This window comes from Paenibacillus polysaccharolyticus (genome assembly GCF_900102085.1).
GTDB lineage: Bacteria > Bacillota > Bacilli > Paenibacillales > Paenibacillaceae > Paenibacillus > Paenibacillus polysaccharolyticus.
In genome coordinates, this window is sequence record NZ_FMVM01000008.1 from 283,625 (window position 1) to 305,039 (window position 21,415).

23 protein-coding genes, 1 tRNA gene and 1 pseudogene are annotated in these 21,415 nt (G+C 46.2%); 14 read left to right on the plus strand and 11 right to left on the minus strand.

Annotation, left to right across the window (positions count from 1 at the left end):
• Positions 1-38: 38 nt before the first annotated feature.
• Positions 39-1,031: a Gfo/Idh/MocA family protein gene (locus BLQ13_RS13310; protein WP_090920436.1), complete on the minus strand. Its 993-nt coding sequence runs from the start codon at positions 1,029-1,031 to the stop codon at positions 39-41.
• Between the two features lie 222 nt (positions 1,032-1,253).
• On the opposite strand from BLQ13_RS13310, the gene BLQ13_RS13315 reads away from it, so the two are divergent.
• Positions 1,254-1,338: transfer RNA gene (locus tag BLQ13_RS13315), tRNA-Leu, on the plus strand.
• A gap of 65 nt (positions 1,339-1,403) precedes the next feature.
• On the opposite strand, the gene BLQ13_RS13320 is transcribed toward BLQ13_RS13315, so the two are convergent.
• Positions 1,404-1,595 carry a hypothetical protein gene (locus BLQ13_RS13320; protein WP_090920438.1) on the minus strand — a complete coding sequence of 64 codons (192 nt, stop codon included), beginning with the start codon at positions 1,593-1,595 and terminating at the stop codon, positions 1,404-1,406.
• A gap of 190 nt (positions 1,596-1,785) precedes the next feature.
• Positions 1,786-2,382, minus strand: coding sequence for a helix-turn-helix domain-containing protein (locus BLQ13_RS13325; protein ID WP_090920440.1), 597 nt, complete (start codon positions 2,380-2,382; stop codon positions 1,786-1,788).
• Positions 2,383-2,829: 447 nt separating this feature from the next.
• Between BLQ13_RS13325 and BLQ13_RS13330 the strand changes: the two are divergent.
• The 9 genes and pseudogenes from BLQ13_RS13330 to BLQ13_RS13370 form a co-directional block, all read left to right on the plus strand.
• Positions 2,830-3,222 (plus strand): annotated as a pseudogene (locus BLQ13_RS13330) (phage holin family protein); the annotation flags it as partial.
• 316 nt (positions 3,223-3,538) lie between these two features.
• Positions 3,539-3,826: a Dabb family protein gene (locus BLQ13_RS13335; RefSeq protein ID WP_090920446.1), complete on the plus strand. Its 288-nt coding sequence runs from the start codon at positions 3,539-3,541 to the stop codon at positions 3,824-3,826.
• 174 nt (positions 3,827-4,000) lie between these two features.
• Positions 4,001-4,456 (plus strand): DUF86 domain-containing protein, encoded by a 456-nt coding sequence (locus tag BLQ13_RS13340; protein WP_090920449.1) that lies wholly within the window; start codon positions 4,001-4,003, stop codon positions 4,454-4,456.
• Positions 4,457-4,473: 17 nt separating this feature from the next.
• The gene (locus BLQ13_RS13345) at positions 4,474-5,376 is read left to right on the plus strand and encodes a DUF4261 domain-containing protein (protein WP_090920452.1); all 903 of its coding nucleotides are present in this window, start codon (positions 4,474-4,476) and stop codon (positions 5,374-5,376) included.
• A 185-nt stretch (positions 5,377-5,561) separates the two neighbouring features.
• Entirely contained in the window at positions 5,562-6,020 is a 459-nt protein-coding gene (locus BLQ13_RS29090; protein ID WP_090920455.1) for a YtxH domain-containing protein, read from the plus strand.
• Positions 6,021-6,243: 223 nt separating this feature from the next.
• Complete coding sequence (gene racE, locus BLQ13_RS13355; protein ID WP_090920530.1) at positions 6,244-7,053, plus strand: glutamate racemase; 810 nt, start codon at positions 6,244-6,246, stop codon at positions 7,051-7,053.
• 285 nt (positions 7,054-7,338) lie between these two features.
• The gene (locus tag BLQ13_RS13360) at positions 7,339-8,571 is read left to right on the plus strand and encodes a M14 family metallopeptidase (RefSeq protein WP_420848938.1); all 1,233 of its coding nucleotides are present in this window, start codon (positions 7,339-7,341) and stop codon (positions 8,569-8,571) included.
• 313 nt (positions 8,572-8,884) lie between these two features.
• Entirely contained in the window at positions 8,885-9,187 is a 303-nt protein-coding gene (locus BLQ13_RS13365; RefSeq protein WP_090920458.1) for a heme biosynthesis protein HemY, read from the plus strand.
• A 21-nt stretch (positions 9,188-9,208) separates the two neighbouring features.
• A complete protein-coding gene (locus tag BLQ13_RS13370; RefSeq protein ID WP_090920463.1) occupies positions 9,209-9,430 on the plus strand; it encodes a YuzB family protein in 222 nt (73 codons plus the stop codon).
• 58 nt (positions 9,431-9,488) lie between these two features.
• On the opposite strand, the gene BLQ13_RS13375 is transcribed toward BLQ13_RS13370, so the two are convergent.
• Positions 9,489-9,935 carry a hypothetical protein gene (locus BLQ13_RS13375; protein ID WP_090920466.1) on the minus strand — a complete coding sequence of 149 codons (447 nt, stop codon included), beginning with the start codon at positions 9,933-9,935 and terminating at the stop codon, positions 9,489-9,491.
• A 158-nt stretch (positions 9,936-10,093) separates the two neighbouring features.
• Between BLQ13_RS13375 and BLQ13_RS13380 the strand changes: the two genes are divergently transcribed.
• Together BLQ13_RS13380 and BLQ13_RS13385 are read left to right on the plus strand one after the other, a co-directional pair.
• Complete coding sequence (locus tag BLQ13_RS13380; RefSeq protein WP_090920470.1) at positions 10,094-10,375, plus strand: hypothetical protein; 282 nt, start codon at positions 10,094-10,096, stop codon at positions 10,373-10,375.
• 130 nt (positions 10,376-10,505) lie between these two features.
• The gene (locus tag BLQ13_RS13385) at positions 10,506-11,336 is read left to right on the plus strand and encodes an aldo/keto reductase (protein ID WP_090920473.1); all 831 of its coding nucleotides are present in this window, start codon (positions 10,506-10,508) and stop codon (positions 11,334-11,336) included.
• A 339-nt stretch (positions 11,337-11,675) separates the two neighbouring features.
• Here the strand turns inward: BLQ13_RS13385 and BLQ13_RS13390 are convergent, their stop codons facing one another.
• The 4 genes from BLQ13_RS13390 to BLQ13_RS13405 all read right to left on the minus strand — a co-directional run bounded on the left by BLQ13_RS13390 (position 11,676) and on the right by BLQ13_RS13405 (position 16,459).
• A complete protein-coding gene (locus tag BLQ13_RS13390; RefSeq protein WP_090920475.1) occupies positions 11,676-12,410 on the minus strand; it encodes a DsbA family oxidoreductase in 735 nt (244 codons plus the stop codon).
• 88 nt (positions 12,411-12,498) lie between these two features.
• Positions 12,499-12,924 carry a cytidine deaminase gene (locus BLQ13_RS13395; RefSeq protein WP_090920478.1) on the minus strand — a complete coding sequence of 142 codons (426 nt, stop codon included), beginning with the start codon at positions 12,922-12,924 and terminating at the stop codon, positions 12,499-12,501.
• A gap of 60 nt (positions 12,925-12,984) precedes the next feature.
• Positions 12,985-15,036 (minus strand): LTA synthase family protein, encoded by a 2,052-nt coding sequence (locus tag BLQ13_RS13400; RefSeq protein ID WP_090920481.1) that lies wholly within the window; start codon positions 15,034-15,036, stop codon positions 12,985-12,987.
• Between the two features lie 271 nt (positions 15,037-15,307).
• On the minus strand, positions 15,308-16,459 hold the full coding sequence (locus BLQ13_RS13405; protein WP_090920483.1) for a THUMP domain-containing class I SAM-dependent RNA methyltransferase: 1,152 nt from the start codon (positions 16,457-16,459) through the stop codon (positions 15,308-15,310).
• 292 nt (positions 16,460-16,751) lie between these two features.
• Between BLQ13_RS13405 and BLQ13_RS13410 the strand changes: the two genes are divergently transcribed.
• Positions 16,752-17,384: an O-methyltransferase gene (locus BLQ13_RS13410; protein WP_090920536.1), complete on the plus strand. Its 633-nt coding sequence runs from the start codon at positions 16,752-16,754 to the stop codon at positions 17,382-17,384.
• 52 nt (positions 17,385-17,436) lie between these two features.
• Here the strand turns inward: BLQ13_RS13410 and BLQ13_RS13415 are convergent, their stop codons facing one another.
• Together BLQ13_RS13415 and BLQ13_RS13420 are read right to left on the minus strand one after the other, a co-directional pair.
• The gene (locus BLQ13_RS13415) at positions 17,437-18,009 is read right to left on the minus strand and encodes an imm11 family protein (protein ID WP_090920486.1); all 573 of its coding nucleotides are present in this window, start codon (positions 18,007-18,009) and stop codon (positions 17,437-17,439) included.
• 132 nt (positions 18,010-18,141) lie between these two features.
• Positions 18,142-19,353 carry an asparaginase gene (locus BLQ13_RS13420; protein WP_090920489.1) on the minus strand — a complete coding sequence of 404 codons (1,212 nt, stop codon included), beginning with the start codon at positions 19,351-19,353 and terminating at the stop codon, positions 18,142-18,144.
• A 408-nt stretch (positions 19,354-19,761) separates the two neighbouring features.
• On the opposite strand from BLQ13_RS13420, the gene BLQ13_RS13425 reads away from it, so the two are divergent.
• Positions 19,762-20,964 (plus strand): cytochrome P450, encoded by a 1,203-nt coding sequence (locus BLQ13_RS13425; protein WP_090920491.1) that lies wholly within the window; start codon positions 19,762-19,764, stop codon positions 20,962-20,964.
• 115 nt (positions 20,965-21,079) lie between these two features.
• Here BLQ13_RS13425 and BLQ13_RS28695 read toward each other — a convergent pair.
• Positions 21,080-21,415: IS3 family transposase (locus tag BLQ13_RS28695; protein WP_090920494.1), on the minus strand; the 336-nt coding region annotated here is incomplete at its 5' end.

Below are 21,415 nucleotides of genomic sequence, written 5' to 3' on the forward strand. Positions count from 1 at the left end.
AACAGACCCTTACGAACAGGGTCTGTTTCTGTTTGTTTCTATATGAAAGATGACAGGATTCGGTCACATAAAGCCATTGTACTAATATTATCGCGAGCGCTTGAGAGTGGAACGGCCCCCGTCTGGCAACAGGACATAAAGTGTCTCATTTCACCTACAAAGCCACGCAGATAAAGATCCCTATAAGCTCCGGACATTGGGGTGCCGGAAGGAGTATATAACGAATCGTGTTCTTCAAGAGACTTCCATGGAAGAAGATCCCCTTTATGAGATTCATGTATTGTAAGTTTGGTGATCTCATCGGCTAGAGCGAATCCATGCTCAAAAGTAACCAGCACACTTTCGCTTTCACGTGACCATGCACTCATCCCTGTAAAATAGGCACTGCCCGTGACACCTTCATCAAAAATCAAGGAAATACTCTGGTTAATATGTTTTCCATCTCTTACAGTCGTTCCTGTTACTTGCGTAGCTTCGCCAAACAAATAACGCATGAGATCCACCATATGTATGGCAGCCAGTTTCATAAACTGTTCTTCATTTTCACAAAAAGGCGTGCTATCTACGGCAAATTTCATCTGGAACGAGCGCACTTTACCGAGCGTTCTCTCATCAATGAGTGCCTTGAGTTTCTGATAGATGGGGGCATAACGTTTCATAAAACCGACCATGACCACAACATCACCCTGATCTGCTGCTTGGGCCACCTTAGCGGCTTCTTCTGCAGTCCAGCCAAGTGGTTTGTCCACATAGACATGTTTACCTGCCTCAATGCATTCCAGCACAAGTTTGGTTTGATCCACTGGCTGAGCAACGACGACGACTCCGTCACAGGTTTCCTGCTCCAGCATCTGGCCGGCATGATCATAGGCTTGACCTGAACTGCCAAAGCGAAGCAGGGCCGCCCTAGATCGTTCAAGATTCCTTGTAGCCACAGCCTGAATGGTTGCACCCGCTTCGATCGCTGCAGGGTAAATATTCGTGGAGGCATGGAATCCGGCTCCGATAAAACAAAGTTTTGAATTCAGCAAATGAAAGTCCCCTTCATTGGTATATGTGCTTTATGTCATTATAAGATTACTATTGATAAACATATGTGGTTTGAATTAGTGAGAAAAGGACATATGTCCCTCTAAGGGATTAAAAAAGTTGTTGCAATATAAAAATGTAACATGTATACTCTGAATTACGGTAAAACAAGGAATTGTTTCACCGGATATACTTTTCATCGATGATGAAGAGATACATAATATGCGGTCGTGGCGGAATTGGCAGACGCGCACGGTTCAGGTCCGTGTGGGCTAACCCCCCGTGGAGGTTCGAGTCCTCTCGACCGCATAACAAAAAGGTTTGTATGTTGCCCGATTGGGCAATGTACAAACCTTTTTTCGTTTGCTTTTTCCTTAATGCTCCTGAATCTGGTTATACCAAATTTTACTGGTCAGCAATCCTGAAAGGATACCAGCTATACCGAATAGAGCAACACTGAGCATTAATTGAACGGGCGAGAAACGAAACAAAAACGCAATTCCACTACCAAAGGTGGTTCCAGCGAGAAAACCCAAGGCGACCCCCAGATGTTTGAATGACTTCATTGTATTCACCTGCTTCTAAAATAGAGTATGGAGTGGTCCATTTTTGTAATGCAATAATCCGCTCGCTTTCACAGTTTCATTTTGTGGTCTTTTCAGGTAAATTATGCATCGTTCATCGTCTTGGCGTATCCAACTAAAATAGGCTCTGGCCCTCGGGAGAGGGCGCAGAGCCTTTTGGCTGTTCGCTGTTTTATTGATTACGACGATCCTTAAGAATGACATCTGCGAACAGAATAGTTTTCGGGATGCGGAAAAATTGTTCCGCTTGTTCCTGAAACGCGGCAGAAGGCAGCGTTCCCTGATGCAGCCATTTGCGGAAAGTGCCGGGATGAACCCCGATCCAGTGGCTGACATCTGTCACCGACAAATCATGGACCATACACAGGCCTGTCAATATACGGTTACTCACTGGAGAGCGGGTTACCGTCCGCTTCATAAAGCGGGAAGGCTCGGGTTGACAGATGACAGGACTGTTGCGCACGACCTCTTCATTAAAAAGAATATGTCGCGGGTAGCCAAGCAACTGACAAGTTTTGTCCAGATTGGTACTGCCGGGTATTCGCCCTTCATACACCCACGCGCTTACACTGCGTGAGGAGATCGAGAGGTCTTCAGCGAGCTGAGACAATTTAATATCGTTGGCCATCAGCACGGCAAGAAGAACACGATTGCGGATTTGACAGCGTGTCGGTTTGCGGAACCGTTTAACACGGACACCTTTTCCCAAATATTTACGGTTGATCAGAGACCACGCCTGGATGGAATGTTGTTCTGGTTGATTAGGCATATTTCCTCCGATTTTTTTAACCAAATACTACAATAAATAAAGGGGTACTTTCAAGTGCCGCAATTACTGGTTTGAAAACCGCTTGTGCGTCATTCTACATGAAAGAGGGAACTACGAACTAGACCTCTTGCGAAACACATCCTAGTATATTCCTAGATTACAATGATTCACTAAAAAAGATGGAATGAATTGTACGAGATTACAAATTAATTAGTTCCATTTACCCACTCATAGGTCTTTAGAACTTTTGTGTTATTTTTGTTGATTTCATGCTGTTTTTCCCCTGAACTCCTACTACATTTGTAAATCTACTTTTGGTGTTCAAACCAAAAAAAGTGCACAAATCTGAAATGATAAATCCGCTGTTCAGCAAGACAGATGAACGGTCACAATCTCTCATTCTCACATATATTGTAGGGTGTTCAAACAAGAAAGAACAAGGGAGAGGTGAGGAACGTGAGCCCAGCGGTGAGTTCGGTTACTGCTATTTCGGGAGCGGTTGTGACGTTCGCTTTTGGCGGGTGGGATCAGCTACTTAGTCTGCTTGCGATCGCTATGGCTATTGATTATGTTACAGGTCTGGCGGCAGCTGTGAGAACGGGAACGGGATTGAACAGTAATATTGGCTTCTGGGGACTTGCACGAAAAGGGCTAATGCTGACCGTTGTTCTGCTTGCTCACCGTATTGATCTGATTATGGGGACCGATATTATTAAGGGAGGAGCAATTTATTTTTACTTGGTCAATGAATTGATCTCAATCACAGAGAATTATGCCAAAATTGGATTGCCTTTGCCTGCCAAGCTCAGACAGGCTATCGCGGTACTTAAGAAACAGGAGGAACAGAGCAGTCTGCCTGACCGGGAATGGAACATGCCTAAGCCCAATTCCGCTATCCCTTCCCCAGTAAAAGAAGAGGTTCAATCAAAAGAAGATGTTCAAACTGTTCAAGGTCAGGAGAAAAGGGTTGAGAATGGGGGAGTGTCTTCTGATCGGCAGTTGGATTCAACGAAGGATTAGCCTGGGGGAATATTATTGTTGTTCGGGAAACGCATACAAAGCATCCTTTCGTAATAGACGGTGATATGATATATTTTGGATACACGAAACATAGCTAATAGTTCTAGTTATTAATCCAAACGAGGTGTTTACCAAGATGATTAAGCATATTGTCCTGTTCAAAATGAAAGATCGCTCTGCAGAAAGCGTTGAGGCGGCTGCCCAGGTTCTGCGTAATCTGGAAGGCAAAATCGATGTTCTCATGTCCCTTGAGGTGGGTATCGATGTACTGCGTTCGGACAGATCATTCGACATTTCACTGACAGCGGAGTTTGCTTCGCTGGAAGATCTTCAGGCGTATCAGGTTCACCCACTCCATCAGGACGTCATCAAGTACATGAACGAAGTGAGAGAACAATCCATTGCTGTTGACTATGTGATCTAAGGTTTTACACATTCTATTCTGGATTTGAAGGGGAATCTGCATGAGCGATTTAAGAGACGTTATGGAATTTCTATATATTTTTGTTGTGTTTCTGATCGCTTGCCCTGTTATGATCTTCTGGCTTAAGCGCAGAGGGAAACGAAACCGATAACTCACTGAACGGGAAGTGAATGAATGTATTATGTGAATAGGGAGCAGATCGCTCGCCGGCTTGACGCGATACCGGAAGTTGCTGAAGGGCTTCGGCAGGTTGTACAGGCTTGGGATGGTGGTCTGGTATTGGGGATGGTGCAAGAACGATGTTTGCATCTTGCCGTTGAGATTGTGACTGATGTGGGCAGTTATCTCATTGATGGTTTCATTATGAGAGATGCAAGCAGTTACGATGATATTATTCAGATTAATTATGAAGAGAACGTATTTGATGAATCAACATACGGGGTTTTGCGTCAACTCGTTACGTTGCGTAAACCGCTTGTGCAAGATTATTACAGCTGGCAGCGAACCGTGTTAAATCCACTTAGTGCAGCCTTGCCGGATGTGCTTGAACAGTTCTCCGGCCAGGTAAGCACTTATGTGGAAAAAGAACTTGGACCTTTTCAGGGAAATGAAGGCCAAGTGAGAGAGTAAGGAATGAGGGAAGTTGTATGGAGAAAGATTCGAAAGGGACAGATCAAGGGAAGCGGGAAAGCGATGAAATGTCATCAGGATTTCACCCCGTGTACATGGTGGAGTTCCTGTTTAATGAAAAGCCAGTTGTGAATCGGCATGTGTTACAGGAGGCGCTCATCCATCGAACGGGACAAGGGAGACTGGATGTAAAACAGGAAGAGAAGGAACAGGGAACGCAGGAGATGATGGTGTTCTACCATATGGAACATAAGGTTTCCTTTCAGGAAGGTAGCATCCCCGCTCAGACTTGCTTGCTACCCGTACATGAAATTGTGGACCGTACACGTTTTGCAGGGGCTTTGCAGCAAGCATGGCACTGGCCTGAAGCAGGACAAGCTATAGCTTCTGCCCGTTATTCCATTCGGATTCATGATATGTTTACTGCTGCCATGCCGCGTAAACAGCGTCTGGACTTGTTCCAGAAAACGGTGCTGGCTGTGCTGGACACACTGGATTGTGATGCGCTTTACTGGTACGGCAGTGACAAACTGGTTGAACCTGATGCTTACATTCAATCCCAGGAACGCGAGGAGCATCTCTATGCTGCGATGAATGTGCGGATGTATCAAGCGGGAGGTACTGAGCAACAGCGAGAACTGGTTATGGATACCGTAGGTTTATCTGCGCTTGGCGTACCTGATGTGCAATGTCACTTTACTGGACTTGACCCCGATACGGTGGCTCAGACACTTCTGGGTGCTGCGTATTACATATTTGATCAGGGAGATGTATTGCAGGATGGTCAGACCTTGGGCTCATCTGGTGGACAGCGCTGGCGCTGTGAGCATCAGTTTGCTTTAATTGCACCAGGGAGATACGTCGTAGATCTTAACCCGGGAGAAGAGCATGCTGTACCCGCGCCTCAGACAGTTCGGTAAAAAAGAATGAGGATGGGTATCTTAACCCAGAGATGCGTTTGTTCCGTTTTTTTTTCACTCCAGAGTGTCAGGTCAAGCCCATCCTGCTTATAATGCATGAACAGAGTAGGCATTGGCCCAGATGAACAGATCCTATCGTTGTTTAATAAACCGATGTCTAACCCATTGAAGAGGAGAGATGGATCATGAAAGATTCGAATAAAAGCTTGTTGTGGGGGGCTTTAATCGGCTCCGTCGTTGGTTCGGTCACTGCACTGCTGCTTGCACCAAAATCAGGACGTGAATTGCGTCAGGATATTTCCGAGGGTGCTCGTCAAGTTACGGATAAAGGTCAAGAACTGGCTGTAAAAGTGGGAGAGCAAAGCTCACAGATCGTATCCAAAGTGAAGGAAACGGCGGATGTAGTTATTAAGGATATCCAGTCCTGGCGTTGCTCTTCGGATGGTAAAGAAATCCGGATATCCGCTGCAATTGCAGATGCGGATAAAGCTGAAGGAGTACAGGGGCATGTCCAGCCTGAGATCCAGGTTCAAGAGCAAATAGAGGATTCAGTACAAACTCAAGGCTTGAAATTGGTACCAACAGAGCAGGGGAACGAAGATATTGTCAAGCTTACTACCGACGAGTCCAAAGACGAAAACTAAGCAATGCGGGTTTAGCAGGCTTTCCCCAGTCCGGTGGAAAGCCTGCTTTGTTGTGTGCTCATGCTATGCATGACAACAGGATTCAATGACTTAAATTTGAACCCGGCGATGAAATCGGGTAAGATGTAGGTACCTTTTTGCCGGAAATATCATAGGGTAGGTAGAAAGCTTTTTTACTATGGATGATCAGAATGAATTTAATGAAGAAGGAAGCGGTGTGTTCGTGCAGCAAGCTATTGCTATATTAGACTCCGGTGTAGGGGGATTGACCGTTGCGAAGGAAGTGATGCGTCAACTCCCGCGGGAAAAGATCATTTATTTTGGGGACACTGCCCGGACACCGTACGGACCCCGTTCGTCCGAACAAGTGAAACAATTTACGGAGCAAATCGTTGATTTTTTGATTCAGTTTAATCCGAAAGTGATTGTGATTGCCTGCAATACGGCGACAGCCGCCGCATTGGAATATATCCGGACCAAGGTGGATGTTCCTGTCATTGGAGTGATCCATCCTGGTGCAAGGGCAGCCATTATGGCAACACGTACAGGCCGCATCGGTGTGATCGGGACTGTGGGTACGATCGGAAGTGGGGCGTATACGTCGGCACTCAAGCAGCTGTCTCCTTATGTCGATGTGGTCAGCCAGGCTTGTCCTGCACTGGTGCCGTTGGTGGAGAAAGGTGAATTTCGTTCCGAACATACAACGTATACGGTGGATCAAGCGCTCGGAGAAATTAAAAGAGAGCCTATTGACTGTCTGATTCTTGGTTGCACGCATTATCCGTTTCTGATGGATACCATTCAGGATGTCATGGGCCAGGATGTAAAGCTCATCAGCTCAGCCGATGAAACAGCGAGAGAAATCAGTACCATCTTATATGATAAACGCAAGCTGGCAAGCGGAGATGAAACGCCTGTGCATCAGTTTTTCTGTACAGGTGATCCACGTATGTTCCAGAATATTACGAAACAATGGCTGGGAGAGCAAATTTCCAAGACACCTGTCGTCTGGCAGGTCACGCAGTTGTCGTAATCGCTGTCGGAATGTATTAGTAATCATCATGATATGGAATAAAGATAGGATTAAGCCTGCATTCATCTATGTAATTTTGCTTCGGTGCCCGGACCTGTTAAGGTTCGGGCTTTTATATATTTCTTAGGCACGCTCCAACTCTGCTCTGGTGGCTAGAATATCTAACATAACATAGAAGTCTGCGAACGATGTCACATGACGGACAACCGGGCTTGCATACGATAATACAGGTACGAATAAAGGAGAATCAATTGGGAGAATCAGACCTGTGGAAGGGAGAACAACATGGAACTGCAATGGATTATCGTGAAAACAGGTGACACGTTACCGCGAATTGCTTCGGCATATCGCATGACTAATGCATTGTTGTGTGCGCTGAACCCCGAAGCTACAGCGCAGCCTTATCTACTTGCCGGTCAGATGTTACGTGTGATGCCTGGAACTGGACGCAGATATGCGGTACCACCGGGAGAAACGGTGCAGGAAACGGCAGAACGTTTTGCATTATCGGAAGAACAGCTTCGTGAGAGTAATCCCGAAATCTCCAAGGTGAAGGATTGGGGTGGATGCTGTATAAATATTCCTCAGGCTGGTGGGAAAACCATCGTGAACATTGAGGGTGAATATGGATATCGTGAATTGATCAGAGATATACAGCGATTGGAAGCACGCTATTCCTGCGTGAAATCGGGAGAGATCGGTACAAGTGTAATGGGAAAAACATTACCTTATGTGCGAATCGGGCACGGCCCTCGCCATATCCATGTGAATGCATCGGTTCATGCCAATGAATGGTTAACCACGCCAGTTCTTATGAGGTTTATCGAAGAATACGCTGAGGCGTATTCCTTGGACTCGCTGTGGCACTCCTATGATCCGCAGCGCTGGATGCAAGAGACGACCTTATGGGCGGTGCCCATGGTGAACCCGGACGGAGTAGAGCTAGTTCAGGAAGGTGTAGTGAATCATCATAAGTATGCTTCTGAATTACTTGCGTGGAATGGAGGACGACCACACTTTACACATTGGAAAGCGAACATCAGAGGTGTGGATCTTAATGATCAGTTTCCGGCTCACTGGGACGAGGAGGTTGCGCGCAGAAGTGTTTTTTCGCCTGGTCCAAGGGATTATGCGGGCACGGCTCCGCTAACAGAACCTGAGGCTCAGGCGCTTGCACAGTGGACGCAGGAACATGCATTTGCTGCAGTGGTATCCTTGCATAGCCAAGGTCAAGAAATCTATTGGAATTATCGGGATCTGGAGCCGAGAGAGAGTGCACCGTTGTCGCGCAAGCTTGCCAAAGCGTCCGGATATAAAGCGATAAAACTAGGTGGCAGTGATGCTGGTTATAAAGATTGGTTTATTCAAGCGTTTGGCAAGCCGGGCTTCACCGTTGAGGTGGGTCTGGGAGTGAATCCGCTACCTGTGGAGCAATTTGATGACATTTGTGTGGAAGTGGGCATGCTACTGGCAGAATTGTTATCCCATGGAGAGCGTGAGGCAGGTGCCTCGGGTTAGCGGGCATGAAACGAAAGATCGTTCAGACATATAACCGGAGCGGGCGCTGAAGCGGCGCTCGTTTTTTATCTTTCTAAATCCAAGCTTAATAACCCTGATTCTGATGAGTTGGTTTATCAGCCGAGCTGAATGCAAATATCCAGTACTGGTGGACAAAACAACATCTCGAGGTCGTGTCGAAAATATGACTTCATGTCATTTTCGCATCAATGTTATTGCGATTAGCTGTAACTTTCTTTACAATAGATGCTGGAGTTTAAAATGAATGCTGAAATTGTTGAAACCAGCAATGATAATATAGGAGATGAATTGAATGAACTGCAAAATCACTCGTAACGCAGCGAAAGTGTTGAAGCTTGAACTGGACAAGCCGGAGAACGAAGGTAAACTATTGCGTGTTGTGATTACACATGCACATGGAGACCATGCGCATTACGGTCTTGACCTGGATACGCCAGGAGATAATGACACTGTAGTATCTACAGATAAGGGCATCGACGTTATTTTGGAAAATGGACAACCTATGCTGGATGGCGTGAAAATTGATTACCTCTACTTGCCACAAGAAGGATTTGTGATCACGAATCCATCCAAAGGCAACCACGGCGACCACTAAGGGAGCGAAGAAGGGGAACTCATGGCTAACGATATCCGCGTATGCGAAAAATGTAATCACATCCGATTGAAATCCATTGTGCCTAAACTGGAGAAGATGGCTCCAGGCACAGAAATCAAGATCGGTTGTAAATCTTATTGCGGCCCATGTGCGAAGCGTGCTTTTGTTTTCATCAACGGCCGATACATCAGTGCTCCAACGGAAGAAGAAGTACTTACGAAGGTTTCCAAGTTCATCAAATAACCGAATAGCTACCTGAAAAGGAGGGGCAGAAGCCTCTCCTTTTGCGTTGCATTTTGTTTTAGCCCAAGTTTTGATGACGATCCCGATCCGAATGGAGCAAAAATATTTGGAAGGTGTCCTCCTGAATTTCAATGGCGATGCGAACGTCTTCTTTATTAAGAATATGCACATTGCCCATCTGCTCGTCCTTCAGTTCCGTCCAACCGACCTCATGTAACTTTTGGAAATAATCTTCAGGTGGATATAGTCCTTGTTCACCACCGATGTGTTTCAGTTCATACGTTTCGCTCCGAGATTGTGTGGGGTGATCGGAATATGCCGCGGATTCAATGAGTTTAGCATTGGCAGGCACGGGGATATCCTTATGCAACGATGAAGAGACGTATCCTTTGATCTCATACGTGGAGTTTGTGAAGCGCTGCGTCCAAAAAATAAAAAATAAGAGTAACAGAACGGATAGCAATGAAACGGTTAGGAGGCCTATACGAATCCCTTTTGTACTCAATCAGCATTCCTCCATTTTTTTGATCTTACAACCTTCTGCTCTTTTAACGTATCTTGGAGGCATAAAGTTTGAACAAATTTTCAAAAAAAGAATAAGTCTTCTCTATGCAATCCATGCTAACGAGGTGACAGGAATATGATTCCGAGGAGGAATAACTCATGCCCAAGCGTTATGATTCCAGTTTGCAAGCGGGTACAACGGTATCTCAGGCGCAAAATGCGGTGAACAAGCTTCATTATGCTGTTTCCCAGGCCATGTCCCATCCGAATGCACAGACCATTGTGCAGGCAGAGCAGCGGCTGGCTCATACCGAGCAGGCGATGAAGCAAGCAGGGTTGTCTCTGGGTGGACAGGGTTTCGAGTTAGCGCAGGAAATGTTCATTGAGGAGAAGAAGAGGTTACACTCGCTCCAGAATCAGCACAGGCAAGGGAAGAAATAAACTGTTCCTGTTACACCGTAACCTGCAGGCCGTGATGGTCTGCAGGTTTTTTGGTTTTTTCCAGCGCTTAAAACTCTGTCAGAAGGTTAATAAACCGAGAGCAGGCAAAAATCAATACGGGAGGTACAGGATGACTAAACATATTACAGATTGCACAATTCTGAACAACGGAGTGACAATGCCATGGCTTGGAATCGGGACTTATAAGGCAAAGGGTAAAGAAGTACAACAGGCGGTAGAGACCGCTCTGGAAGTAGGGTATCGCAGCATTGATACCGCGTCTGTTTATGGCAATGAGGAGGAAGTGGGACAAGCCATTGCGAGTAGTGGTGTAGCCCGTAATGAACTATTCGTAACGACGAAGCTTTGGAATGATGATCAAGGTTATGATTCGACACTTAGAGCGTTTGAAACGAGTCAGAAGAAACTTGGTTTAAATGTCATTGACCTATATTTGATTCACTGGCCAGGCCGGGATCAATATAAAGAGACGTGGAGAGCTTTTGAACGTCTGTATAGCGAAGGAAGTGTGCGTGCAATCGGTGTGAGTAATTTTCAGGTACATCATCTGCGCGATCTTATAGATGAAGGCGGTACGGTGCCTGCGGTGAATCAGGTGGAACTACATCCGGGACTGATTCAGCAGGAACTGCAGGACTTCTGCGGGGCCCAAGGCATTCAACTTGAGGCATGGAGTCCCATCATGAAAGGGAAGTTAAATCAGGAATCTACATTGAAGGGATTGGCTCAGAAGTACGGCAAAACACCGGCTCAGATTATTCTACGCTGGGATATCCAGAATCAGATTGTGACGATTCCCAAATCGGTGACCCCTGAGCGGATTCGCGAGAACGCAGATATCTTTGATTTTGAACTGACACCAGATGAGTTGAGACAGATTGATGCGCTCGATTCGGACAAACGGACAGGACCGCATCCGGATCAGCTATTCTGGGATTGATGACGAAGCTTATTTTCCGGTTAAATAAGTATGAACGTTGGTGGGAGCCCGGGGGGCGTTGGTGGAAGCTCCGGTGACGAATCGTTCTTTTGATCGCTGTTGTTTTCGAATTTCTTTGCTTCTACAGAATCGATTTCGCCCCTCCGCAGCAACGTTGGACAGGAGAGTCACTTGGAAAAGGAGCTTCGGAGTGCGAGGGCAGTGACAAAACGGAGGGCTTCGCTTCTCCGTTTTGTTCTGATTAGGTTGTTTTTTAGTGTGTAGAGGGAGATGCTTGCAGTAAACATAAAAAAAGCAGCAAGGTCATGAGTATTTCCATGATCTGCTGCTTTTTTTATGTTAGTTAGAAGGTTTGTTCTGAGGAACCTCGCAACCTTCTTCTGTGCATACACCGTTACGATCTGATGCGGCATCGTTCGATTCAACAATGGTGAACGGGGAACGTTCATCCCATGCTTTTTGGAGAGCATCGAGGAAGACATCGTCGGGCTGTGCTCCGGAAACGGCAAATTTACGATCGAGAACGAAGAATGGAACACCTCGGATGCCGAGCTGTGCGCCTTCTGCCTGGTCGGCACGTACGTTCTCGGTATATTGGTCGCTAGACAGAACGGCAACGGCAGCTTCGCGATCCAAACCAACCTCCTGGGCGAGATCAGCGAGCACTTGAGGATCACCAACGTGTTTACCTTCAATAAAGATGGCGTGGAACAAACGCTCACTCAGATCAAGGGCTTTACCTTGAGTATTTGCCCAGTGAGTCAGACGATGAGCGGCGAAGGAGTTTGTTGGGATCATGGCATCAATATTATATTCGAGCCCTGCTGTGCGAGCATTGGCATTCATCTGTGCATTCATCCCGCGAGCTTGTTCCTCACTGATGTTGTACTTGGAAGTCAGATAATCTACATTCGTTTTTCCGCTGTTCACTTCTGCGTTAGGATCGAGCTCAAAGCTTTTAAATTGCAACTTCACTTCATCCCGATGCGGGAATTTTTCCAGTACGTTTTCCAGACGGCGTTTACCGATATAACAGAAAGGGCACATGAAATCAGACCATACTTCAATATTCATTGGTTTAAAACCTCCATTATGTTCCTGATTGAAACTATTATAGTTACAATTATAAAGTGACTTTCAAATTTTCGCAAGTTATTCGAATTTAATCGTTCGAGTAAGCTTTTGTCCAATGGTTTGGTTGAAGCTCATTTAATGTTTTAAAAATAAGTTGTCCGGACGGATCGTATACAGCTGCTTTGACGTCCCCTCCCCAATAAAAAAGGCGTTCCTGGCAGATTCCGCAAGGTGTAAGCACTTTGAATCCGGTATTTTCGTCATCGCGCGCTACGCAGAGAGAGTGGGTTACCCGCTCATTTAATTTATGAGCTTCCAGATAAGCGCCTGTTTCCATGCAAAGATGCACCGCATCGTTGATGACCTCTGGAGCTACGCTGATGAGCAGAGAACCGGCGTCGGTATATACAGCGCCCGCCCCACCCCAACCTTGGGGGTACCGCTCTTTAACAAAATCGGTAGCAGCATCAAAGAGTTTTTGTTCAATTTCGTGTGCTTGGATGTTAGATGTCATAAGATGAGGCCCCTTTATAATAGAGTATGTCTAATATTTATTTCGTTTTTCTGTACCTGATTATTTTACCGAAGAACTCTCGGTTTCGTTTGCCGGACGTTCCTTCTCCTCACGGAATTGACGTATCAGATCGTAGGTAATGATCGTATCAGACACATGCAGACGTTTTGAGGCTGTTTCAAAACCAACCCTGCAGGCGTTAATATCCGTCTTTTCGTGAGTGGATTGGTCGTAACAAGCTCCGTTGGCATAAAGGTAATCGTCCGAGGGAATATAGAACACTTTACCATCAGTGAATGAACCGTTACGTAGCACTACCGTGCGTTCCGTGTCGTTGTACACATTGTTTCCCATGTGATAATAGGATTCATCCGATATCCCGAGCAAATGTAGCACCGATGGTGTAATATCCAGCTGCCCTGACGGTTTATCAAAGGTACCGGCTTCAGCTCCGTCAGGTAAATGTACCAGCAGTGGAACTTCGTTCATGATCTGTGCCATATCAAGGTCGTTTAGCCCACGGCCTAGAAACTTCTCATATTGAGCTTTGTCGTTAATCGAGCTGTCATGGTCACCGTAGAACATGAAGATAGTCTTGTCCCATAGTCCACGATTCTTCAGATCCTCCACCATACCACCGAGTGCGGCATCCACATAGTGAACAGACTGCAGATAATTTCCGAACATGGTGCCCTGGAATTCACCCACATCCAGCTGCTGTTTCTCTTTAGGCAGAGAGGCGTAGGGATGATGGCTGCTAAGCGTGATGAGGAATGAATAAAAGGGTTCCTTCACCTCATTACTCATTTTCTCCACGGACTGCCGGAAAAAAGATACATCCGACAAAGACCAGCCAAGCGGGTCATCTTCTATGAAATCATTTTTGCTGTAGAACTTGTCGTATTTCATATTCTGATACATCGTATATCGGTTCCAGAACCCGCTCTCGTAGGCGTGGAATACGTTGGTGCTATAGCCATGCTCCTTCAAAATGGAAGGTAACGAATCGTACATATGATCTGCGTATCGCACAAACGCTGAACCTACAGGAAGAGGGTGCAGAGAGATGTTGGCGCCGAAGTCGGCATCTGACGTTCTGCCCTGTCCAGTCTGGTGATAAAAGTGGCTGTAATACTGGCTTTCTTTCATCAATTCATTGAAGTGGGGTGTGATTTCCTGCCCGCCAATGCTTCGTCCAATCATAAAATTCATAAAGGCTTCGCCTTGCACGATAATGACGTTGCTATCCTTATATTTTCCGTATAAGGGCTGGCTGTTCTGACCTGCATTCGACTTTTGTCGATCATCAAAATAAGCTTTAACTTGCTGGATATCGGCCGGATCGGCTTCGGGGCCGGAACCTATATTATTTTTGACATAAGAGTACGTATCATAGCCGTGAAAAGCGAGCAATCCGGTTACGTTGTACATGGATACATTCCACCAATTGTTATCAAACAGCCCCTTAGCCCAGGTTTTGCTGTAATAATATATAGGGCCGGCGCCAAGACCCAATCCCAGAATGAGCGCTGTGACACCTGCCAATAGACGGCGACGGAGACGCTTTTTATGAGATATGGAGGAAGTGAAGGAGTAACCGCTATAACTACCGTTAGAACTGCTTGCGTACATCCCTGACGGTTGACCTGAGCGATAACGTCTGCTGAACAGCATTAAGGCCGCACACGGAATAACAATGAATAAATCGGCAAAAAACCATATATCGCGGGCATAGATTAAAGTGGCAATGCTATCACCAAGTGCGTCTACTTGTCGTGCCTGTAAGAGCACAGGAATGGTAAGGAAATCCTGAAAGTAGCGATAATAGACCATATCCGCATAGATGAGTGCAGTAAGAAACAAGTGAAGGACAGCAAGTGCAGCAATCATGCCTCTACGTGGTAGCCACCAGACCCAGAAGGACAGAAGCAACAATGATCCAACCGCAATCACTTTGTCAAGCAGTCCCATGGTAATGTTATACGCGTTCAGATTGTGATGCAGGAACATCAGCTTAAGCAGGATCAGTATCGTGAAAATAACATATAGCGTCAATGGGTGACGCAGAAGCATGGGCGTTCTGGAACTTCGCATAGGCTGAGTGAAAACCATAATGTTTCCCCCTTTTTTATGTAGTTGTTCATGATTTGAGGAGCTATGGATTAAATATGTCGTTTATTTTGTTAACGGAATGTAAAAACAGGGCTTCATATATTATAGCGTGACCGCTTCGCATTTCAACTATGCTCATCTTCATACTCGCATGTCATACAGACCCTTCTTATAAGGTATGAAGTCCTGCTTTTGTTGGCTGGTTAGTGATCAAACAAAAGAAAAACGCTCCAACCGTAAAGGTCAGAGCGTTTCTTAACCATAAGTGTCTTTAAGCTTGCGGTGTTTTGTTGCGTGGCGGCAATGGCCCCAAATATTGATAGTATTGAGTTTCAATCCGTCCGTTGAACAGTTTGCGACGCTTGTCCGCTTTGTGTCCGAAGTACTCTTCAAATGCTTTGGTGGAGGTTATGGCAAAGAATGACCACGTTGGCATATCCAGATAAGAGCGACCAAGGGAACGAAGTAGCTTCTGCACTTCTTTTTCTTCACTCAGACGTTCGCCATATGGAGGGTTGGTAATAATAACTCCATATTCTCCTTGAGGTCTGGCCCGGTGTGCTGGCAGCACGCTGACTTCGATATCTTTGGCAAAGCCCGCACTTTTGATCGCCGCTTGCGCAACCTCAATCGCTTCAGGGTCGATGTCGCTACCTGAAATCTGCAGAGGCACATCATCACGCACGGCATCAAATGCCTCCTCACGTGCCTGTTCCCACAGTTCAGCAGGAATTACGTCCCAGTTCTCGGAGTTAAAAGTACGACGAAGTCCTGGTGCGATATTCCATCCAATCATGGCTGCTTCAATCAACATCGTACCTGAGCCGCAGCATGGATCGTAGAACGGGCGGGAAACATTCCAGCGACTAAGCTGAATCAGAGCAGCTGCCAGTGTTTCTTTCAGTGGCGCTTCTGTAACTAGTTTGCGGTATCCGCGTTTATGGAGTCCTGGGCCTGTTGTGTCCAGTGTAATCAGAGCGCGGTCATTCAAGAGAATGACTTCGACCACATAACGGGCTCCATCTTCAGGGAACCATTCGGTGTGATGCGTCAGCTTCAATTTTTCAACAATTGCCTTTTTGACAATACCTTGTGAAGCTGGCACGCTACTTAGTTGTGATTTCTGTGATCGTCCTTCAACCGGGAATTCACCATCTGCCGGAATCCATTCTTCCCATGGCAGTGCTTTGGTACCCTCAAACAATTCGTCAAATGTAGTTGCGGGGAATTCCCCCATGTTGACCAGCACGCGGTCCGAACTTCTCAGCCACAGGTTACAGCGACAAATATCAATGTAATCTCCTGTGAAAAATACGCGGCCATTATCGACCTTGGCATCCTCATACCCCAACTGTTTCAGTTCGCGGGCTACAACAGCCTCAAGTCCCATCGCGGAGGTTGCAATCAATTGCAATCGAGCCATATGAATTCATTCAACTCCATTTCGAGCCGCAGCAGGCTTAAGCCTCTCGCGGCCAATATAGTAACGGTGCGGCCTTGCCGCTTCCCGTGAAAAAACTTACAATGAGTAATGCGGCTTAACCGCAAAAACTTCAATGCAGGTAATGCAACGTTCAATAGTCTGTGTTGGATAACAAACATTCATTATAAAACATTGGCATCCATATGAAAAGCTATCCAGGATATTTATAGAGAAAGCTACCTGGGGGCATTGATATGGAAAGTAGTCCAAATGTGCAAGGAGGAACTTCGTGGTGAATCTGACCCCGGACGAATATGTAAATCAATTATTTCAAGAGGATGAGCTCTTGTTAAAAGTAAAAGAGGCCATTCGGGCAAATGGCATGCCGGAGGTTTCGGTGGCTGCGGCGTATGGACGCCTGCTGACCTTTCTGGCGAAAACTTCTAAAGCTGAAGCTGTGCTCGAAATCGGTGTGCTCGGCGGTTACAGCGGCATCTGCCTTGCTCGTGGGCTGAGCGAAGGGGGGAGTCTGACTTCCCTTGAGCTGAAAGAAGAATACGCGGATATGGCTCGCGGACATTTGGAGGAAGGTGGTTTCGGCAGTCAAGTCGAGTACCGGATCGGGCCTGCAGCAGATAGCCTGGAGCAACTGGCACAGGAAGGACGTACCTTTGATTTCTTCTTTATTGACGCAGATAAGGAAAACTATCCGGTTTATCTGGATTATGCAATTCGCCTTGCGCGTCCGGGTGCCGTCATTGTAGGTGACAACTGTTTCCTGCGCGGTCGCACGCTTAATCCGGACAAGCAAGGCCCGGCCGTGCTTGCTGTGCGTCGTTTCAACGAGCAGATGGCAAATGACCCGCGTCTGGTTACAACAATGCTTCCGGACTATGACGGTCTGGCACTGGCTTGGGTGAAATAGGTCACTTGAAACTCCGTTGAAAGCTCGTTTGAAAACCAAGTTAAATGTGAGATTAGATTGTGGTGACATGTAGTTTTAATTTATGCTTTTTGCATGTGTCATACAATTCACTTGAGATGATCGGTTTCAGTAGTTGTACATGCGCCAGCTTGAAAAAATGGTACCCGTTGATTTTACTGTGATCAAGAACAAGTTTGGAAATCACTTTGACAAGTTTACGTGGTGGCTGGTGCACGGAAGCGGCGATGACCGCTTTGCGTCCGTATTCCGACCGTTCATAATCGAAGCAATCCACTTGCTCCATCAGATGTGCGATCCAGTATGTCTTTTCAACTGGGCGGTCATTATGATAACGGACAACGGCGGGAATAAACTGCACGTTCGTTCCGGTTTCTTCCAACAGCGTTTTGAAAGCGTTCGATACAACACGGGTACCTGTAACGGTTTCGAAATAGTCTACCTTCAAGCTACGTACCGATGAAAAAAGTTCGACCTCGGCCTTTGTATCCTCAGGCAACGGATAATCTATAGCCGAATAATTGGTATCCATTTCGGGAGTGAAGGTTGTGCCGCCACTGATGAATCCGGTGCGGGGATACTGAGATTCGAGAAAATAGTAATCCATACGTGTTATGTTCCTTTCCGAATGTAAGCTATTATTTATTATAAAGGCTAGCAGGACGGGAAAAAAGGCCAAAGCAGGATGAACCTCTGCTTTGGCCTTTTCAATTACATCTGGCAATTATTTTTCACTGACTTATACTTCAGGGGTGCCGTATGTTTCGAACCATTTTTTAATCGTATCAAAATCATCGCTGAAAGACAGTCCGAGCATTAAAAGAATCCGTGCTTGCTGTGGACTGAGGTTATCCCCGGCAATAATACCTTTGCCACCTCCATACACGCTGCCTGAACCAGTTCGGGTTGTCGTGACGAAAATAACGCCTTCCTCAATAGCCTTCGTACGGGCTTGACCCATTGCCCTGGAAATTCCACCTGCCCCTGTACCTGAGGTGACAATGCCTTTCACTCCACTCTTCACAAATCCTTCAATCGCTCCACCACCCGCTTCTTGATACGAGATGGCGATCTCGACTTTAGCAAGATCGGCTTTGGTAATTTTGCTAAGATCAAATGCAGGTTTCGCTGTGCCTTCCGGTTTCATCGCGCGAGCAGGAGCCCGGTAGATCCGGATATTCTCTTCATCAATATAACCCACAGCTCCAAGCATTGGGGTTTCAAAGGTATCTGTGCGGTAGTCATTGGTCTTGGTTACCCCGCGTGCAAGCTGGATGGTATCATTCAGCATCAAGACGGTGCCGAAAGATTTCGTGCGACCGCTGCCAGCCAGCTTAATGGCATTGTACAGATTCGCTTGGGCATCAGAGCCGATTACTGTCCATGGTCGCATCGATCCCGTGATAATAACGGGTTTATCGCTTTGTACGGTCATATCAAGGAAATAAGCGATTTCCTCCATCGTATCTGTACCTGTTGTTACCACGACGCTGTCATACTGAGCTAATGCCTTATCTACCGTTTGAGACAAGTTGTACAAATCAGACATCGTATAGGAGCCTGAACCGGAATTTCCGAATTGAAGTGTGCTCACATCCGCAATTTTCTGTTTGTCCGGCAAATCTTTGACCATATCAGCAATAAGAAGTGTACCAGCCTTATAGTTCTGGAAGCTGGTTGCGTCTTCCGATTGTCCTGCAATCGTTCCGCCTGTTCCGATCACAAGCACATTAGGAAGTGGGGATTGTTTGGAAGCTTCAGGAACTGCGGGGATGGTGGTATTGCGTGTAGGCGTGGCTGAGGTGCTCTGAACCGTGCCGACCGTGCCTTTAACCTCTACTGTAGCTGCCTGAGCGGCATAAGTTCCGATCGGGGACAGGGATAGGGTTAATGCGGTAAAGGCGGCGGTACTCCATACGGCCCAAGGGCGAAGGTTAGATGTTTTTTTCATGCTGACACACTCCTTCAAGTGATTTTTGTGTGAGGTATTCTCTTTTTTTATGTAAGTAGATTGAGATAATATTATTTAATGTTATGTAATATAACAAATGTTGTATTGTACAGGAATAACGCTTACAATCATTGTTTTTGCTAGATAAATAGATGTTTAGTAGAGAAAATGGCTGAATTTAAATTTTTAGTTGAAAGGGAGGTGATGAGAAGATTGGAGGGATAACATTATTTTAATGTTATTTTAATTAACATAACTATCTTTCGACACTACAAGGGTAGTTGGTAGCATACGTTGGGACGAGAGGCTTATTTATGCTGAAATAGTTGGAATCGCTATCCAGTTGTGGTTATAATGAATAGGAACATATATGTAAATAAATATATATTATTGATTGGAGGAAACACGATGAAACAAGCACCCCGAAAATATGCCAACTACATTCCTATTCGGGAATTGCACAACAAGGAGCGACAATTATCTCCCTTCCAGGTGTATGCAGAACTTCGTGAGAACACTCCAGTCCGATATGATGAGCATCGTGAATGCTGGGATGTGTTTCGGTACGAAGATGTGCAGTATGTGTTAAAAAATCCGAAGCTGTTCTCTTCTGAACGTAACCGTGCCGGTACCAGCATGTTAACGACAGATCCACCGAAGCACAAACAACTTCGTGACTTGGTCAATCAGGCGTTTACGCCCAAGGCGATAGAAGCTCTTGCACCACGGATTCAGGAAATTACGGATGAGCTGCTGGCTCCACATTTGTCGGGTGGAAGGATGAACCTGATTGATGATCTTGCAACGCCACTCCCCGTCATCGTTATTGCAGAACTGATTGGTGTTCCGGCTACAGATCGGCGTGAATTCAAAGAGTGGTCTGATGTGCTAGTGAAGGGTGCACGTGATGATAGTGAAGAAGCTTTTCAAGAGTTAGAGAAGGAAAAGTTGAAGAATATCCAGGAGTTATACGCCTATTTCACAGACATTATGGAACAGCGTCGTTTAAAGCCTCAGGACGATCTTATCTCTTTGCTACTAGATGCGGAGATTGAGGGTGAGAAGTTAACGGAGGAAGAAGTCGTCAATTTTTGCATTCTCCTGCTGGCTGCAGGGAATGAGACAACAACCAATTTGATTGCAAATGCAGTGCGCATTCTCTCTGAACAACCCGAACTGCAAGAAGAGTTGTGTGAGCATCCGGACAAGGTGGCCAGTGCCATAGAAGAGACACTGCGTTATTATCCGCCGATTGTAGCCATTGGACGTGTTGCGAGGGAAGATGTAGAACTAGGAGGCAAGGCAATCAAGGCAGGTCAACAGGTTATATCCTGGGTGGGGGCTGCCAATCGTGACGGTGCCCAGTTTGAACAGGCAGATCAATTCGTATCCGATCGTAAGCCGAACCGACATATGGGATTCGGGTTCGGAATTCATTTCTGCTTGGGTGCGCCGCTGGCACGTTTGGAAGCGAGAGTTGTTCTTCACACGCTTCTCCAGCGTATGGAGCAGATACAGCTAGTTCCTGAAACGGCCTTGGAGCCGATTCAAAGCGCTTTTGTATTTGGTGTGAAGGAATATCCGATTCAATTCAACGAACGACGAGTGTAATAGAAAAGCCGCTCTCAGGCCAGTCTGAACTGCTCCCCGTCAAGTAGACACTTTAAAAAAACAAAAATGATTCGTTTGGATACCTTAGCTCGGATGACGTGCTGAGGTATCTTTGTTATGCTGCTCTTCGGTATTCGTTCGGAGATAGACCGTCCAGACACTCTGTGTAACGGTAGTTGTTGTAGTAACGCATATAACGACGAACTGCGCAGTACAAAGCTTCATAGGTGTCAGCCTTCGTAAGATAATAACTTTCTGACTTGTACGTGCCCCAAAATCGTTCAATGGGCTGGTTATCCAAACAGCGACTTACACGAGACATGCTCTTTGTAAATCCGTACTTCAACTGGAGCCTTTTATACTCATGAGACGTGTACTGAAAGCCTCTGTCGCTTTGGATCATTGGGGACACACCTGGATGCTTGACGTATGCTTTTTCCAGCGTATCCAT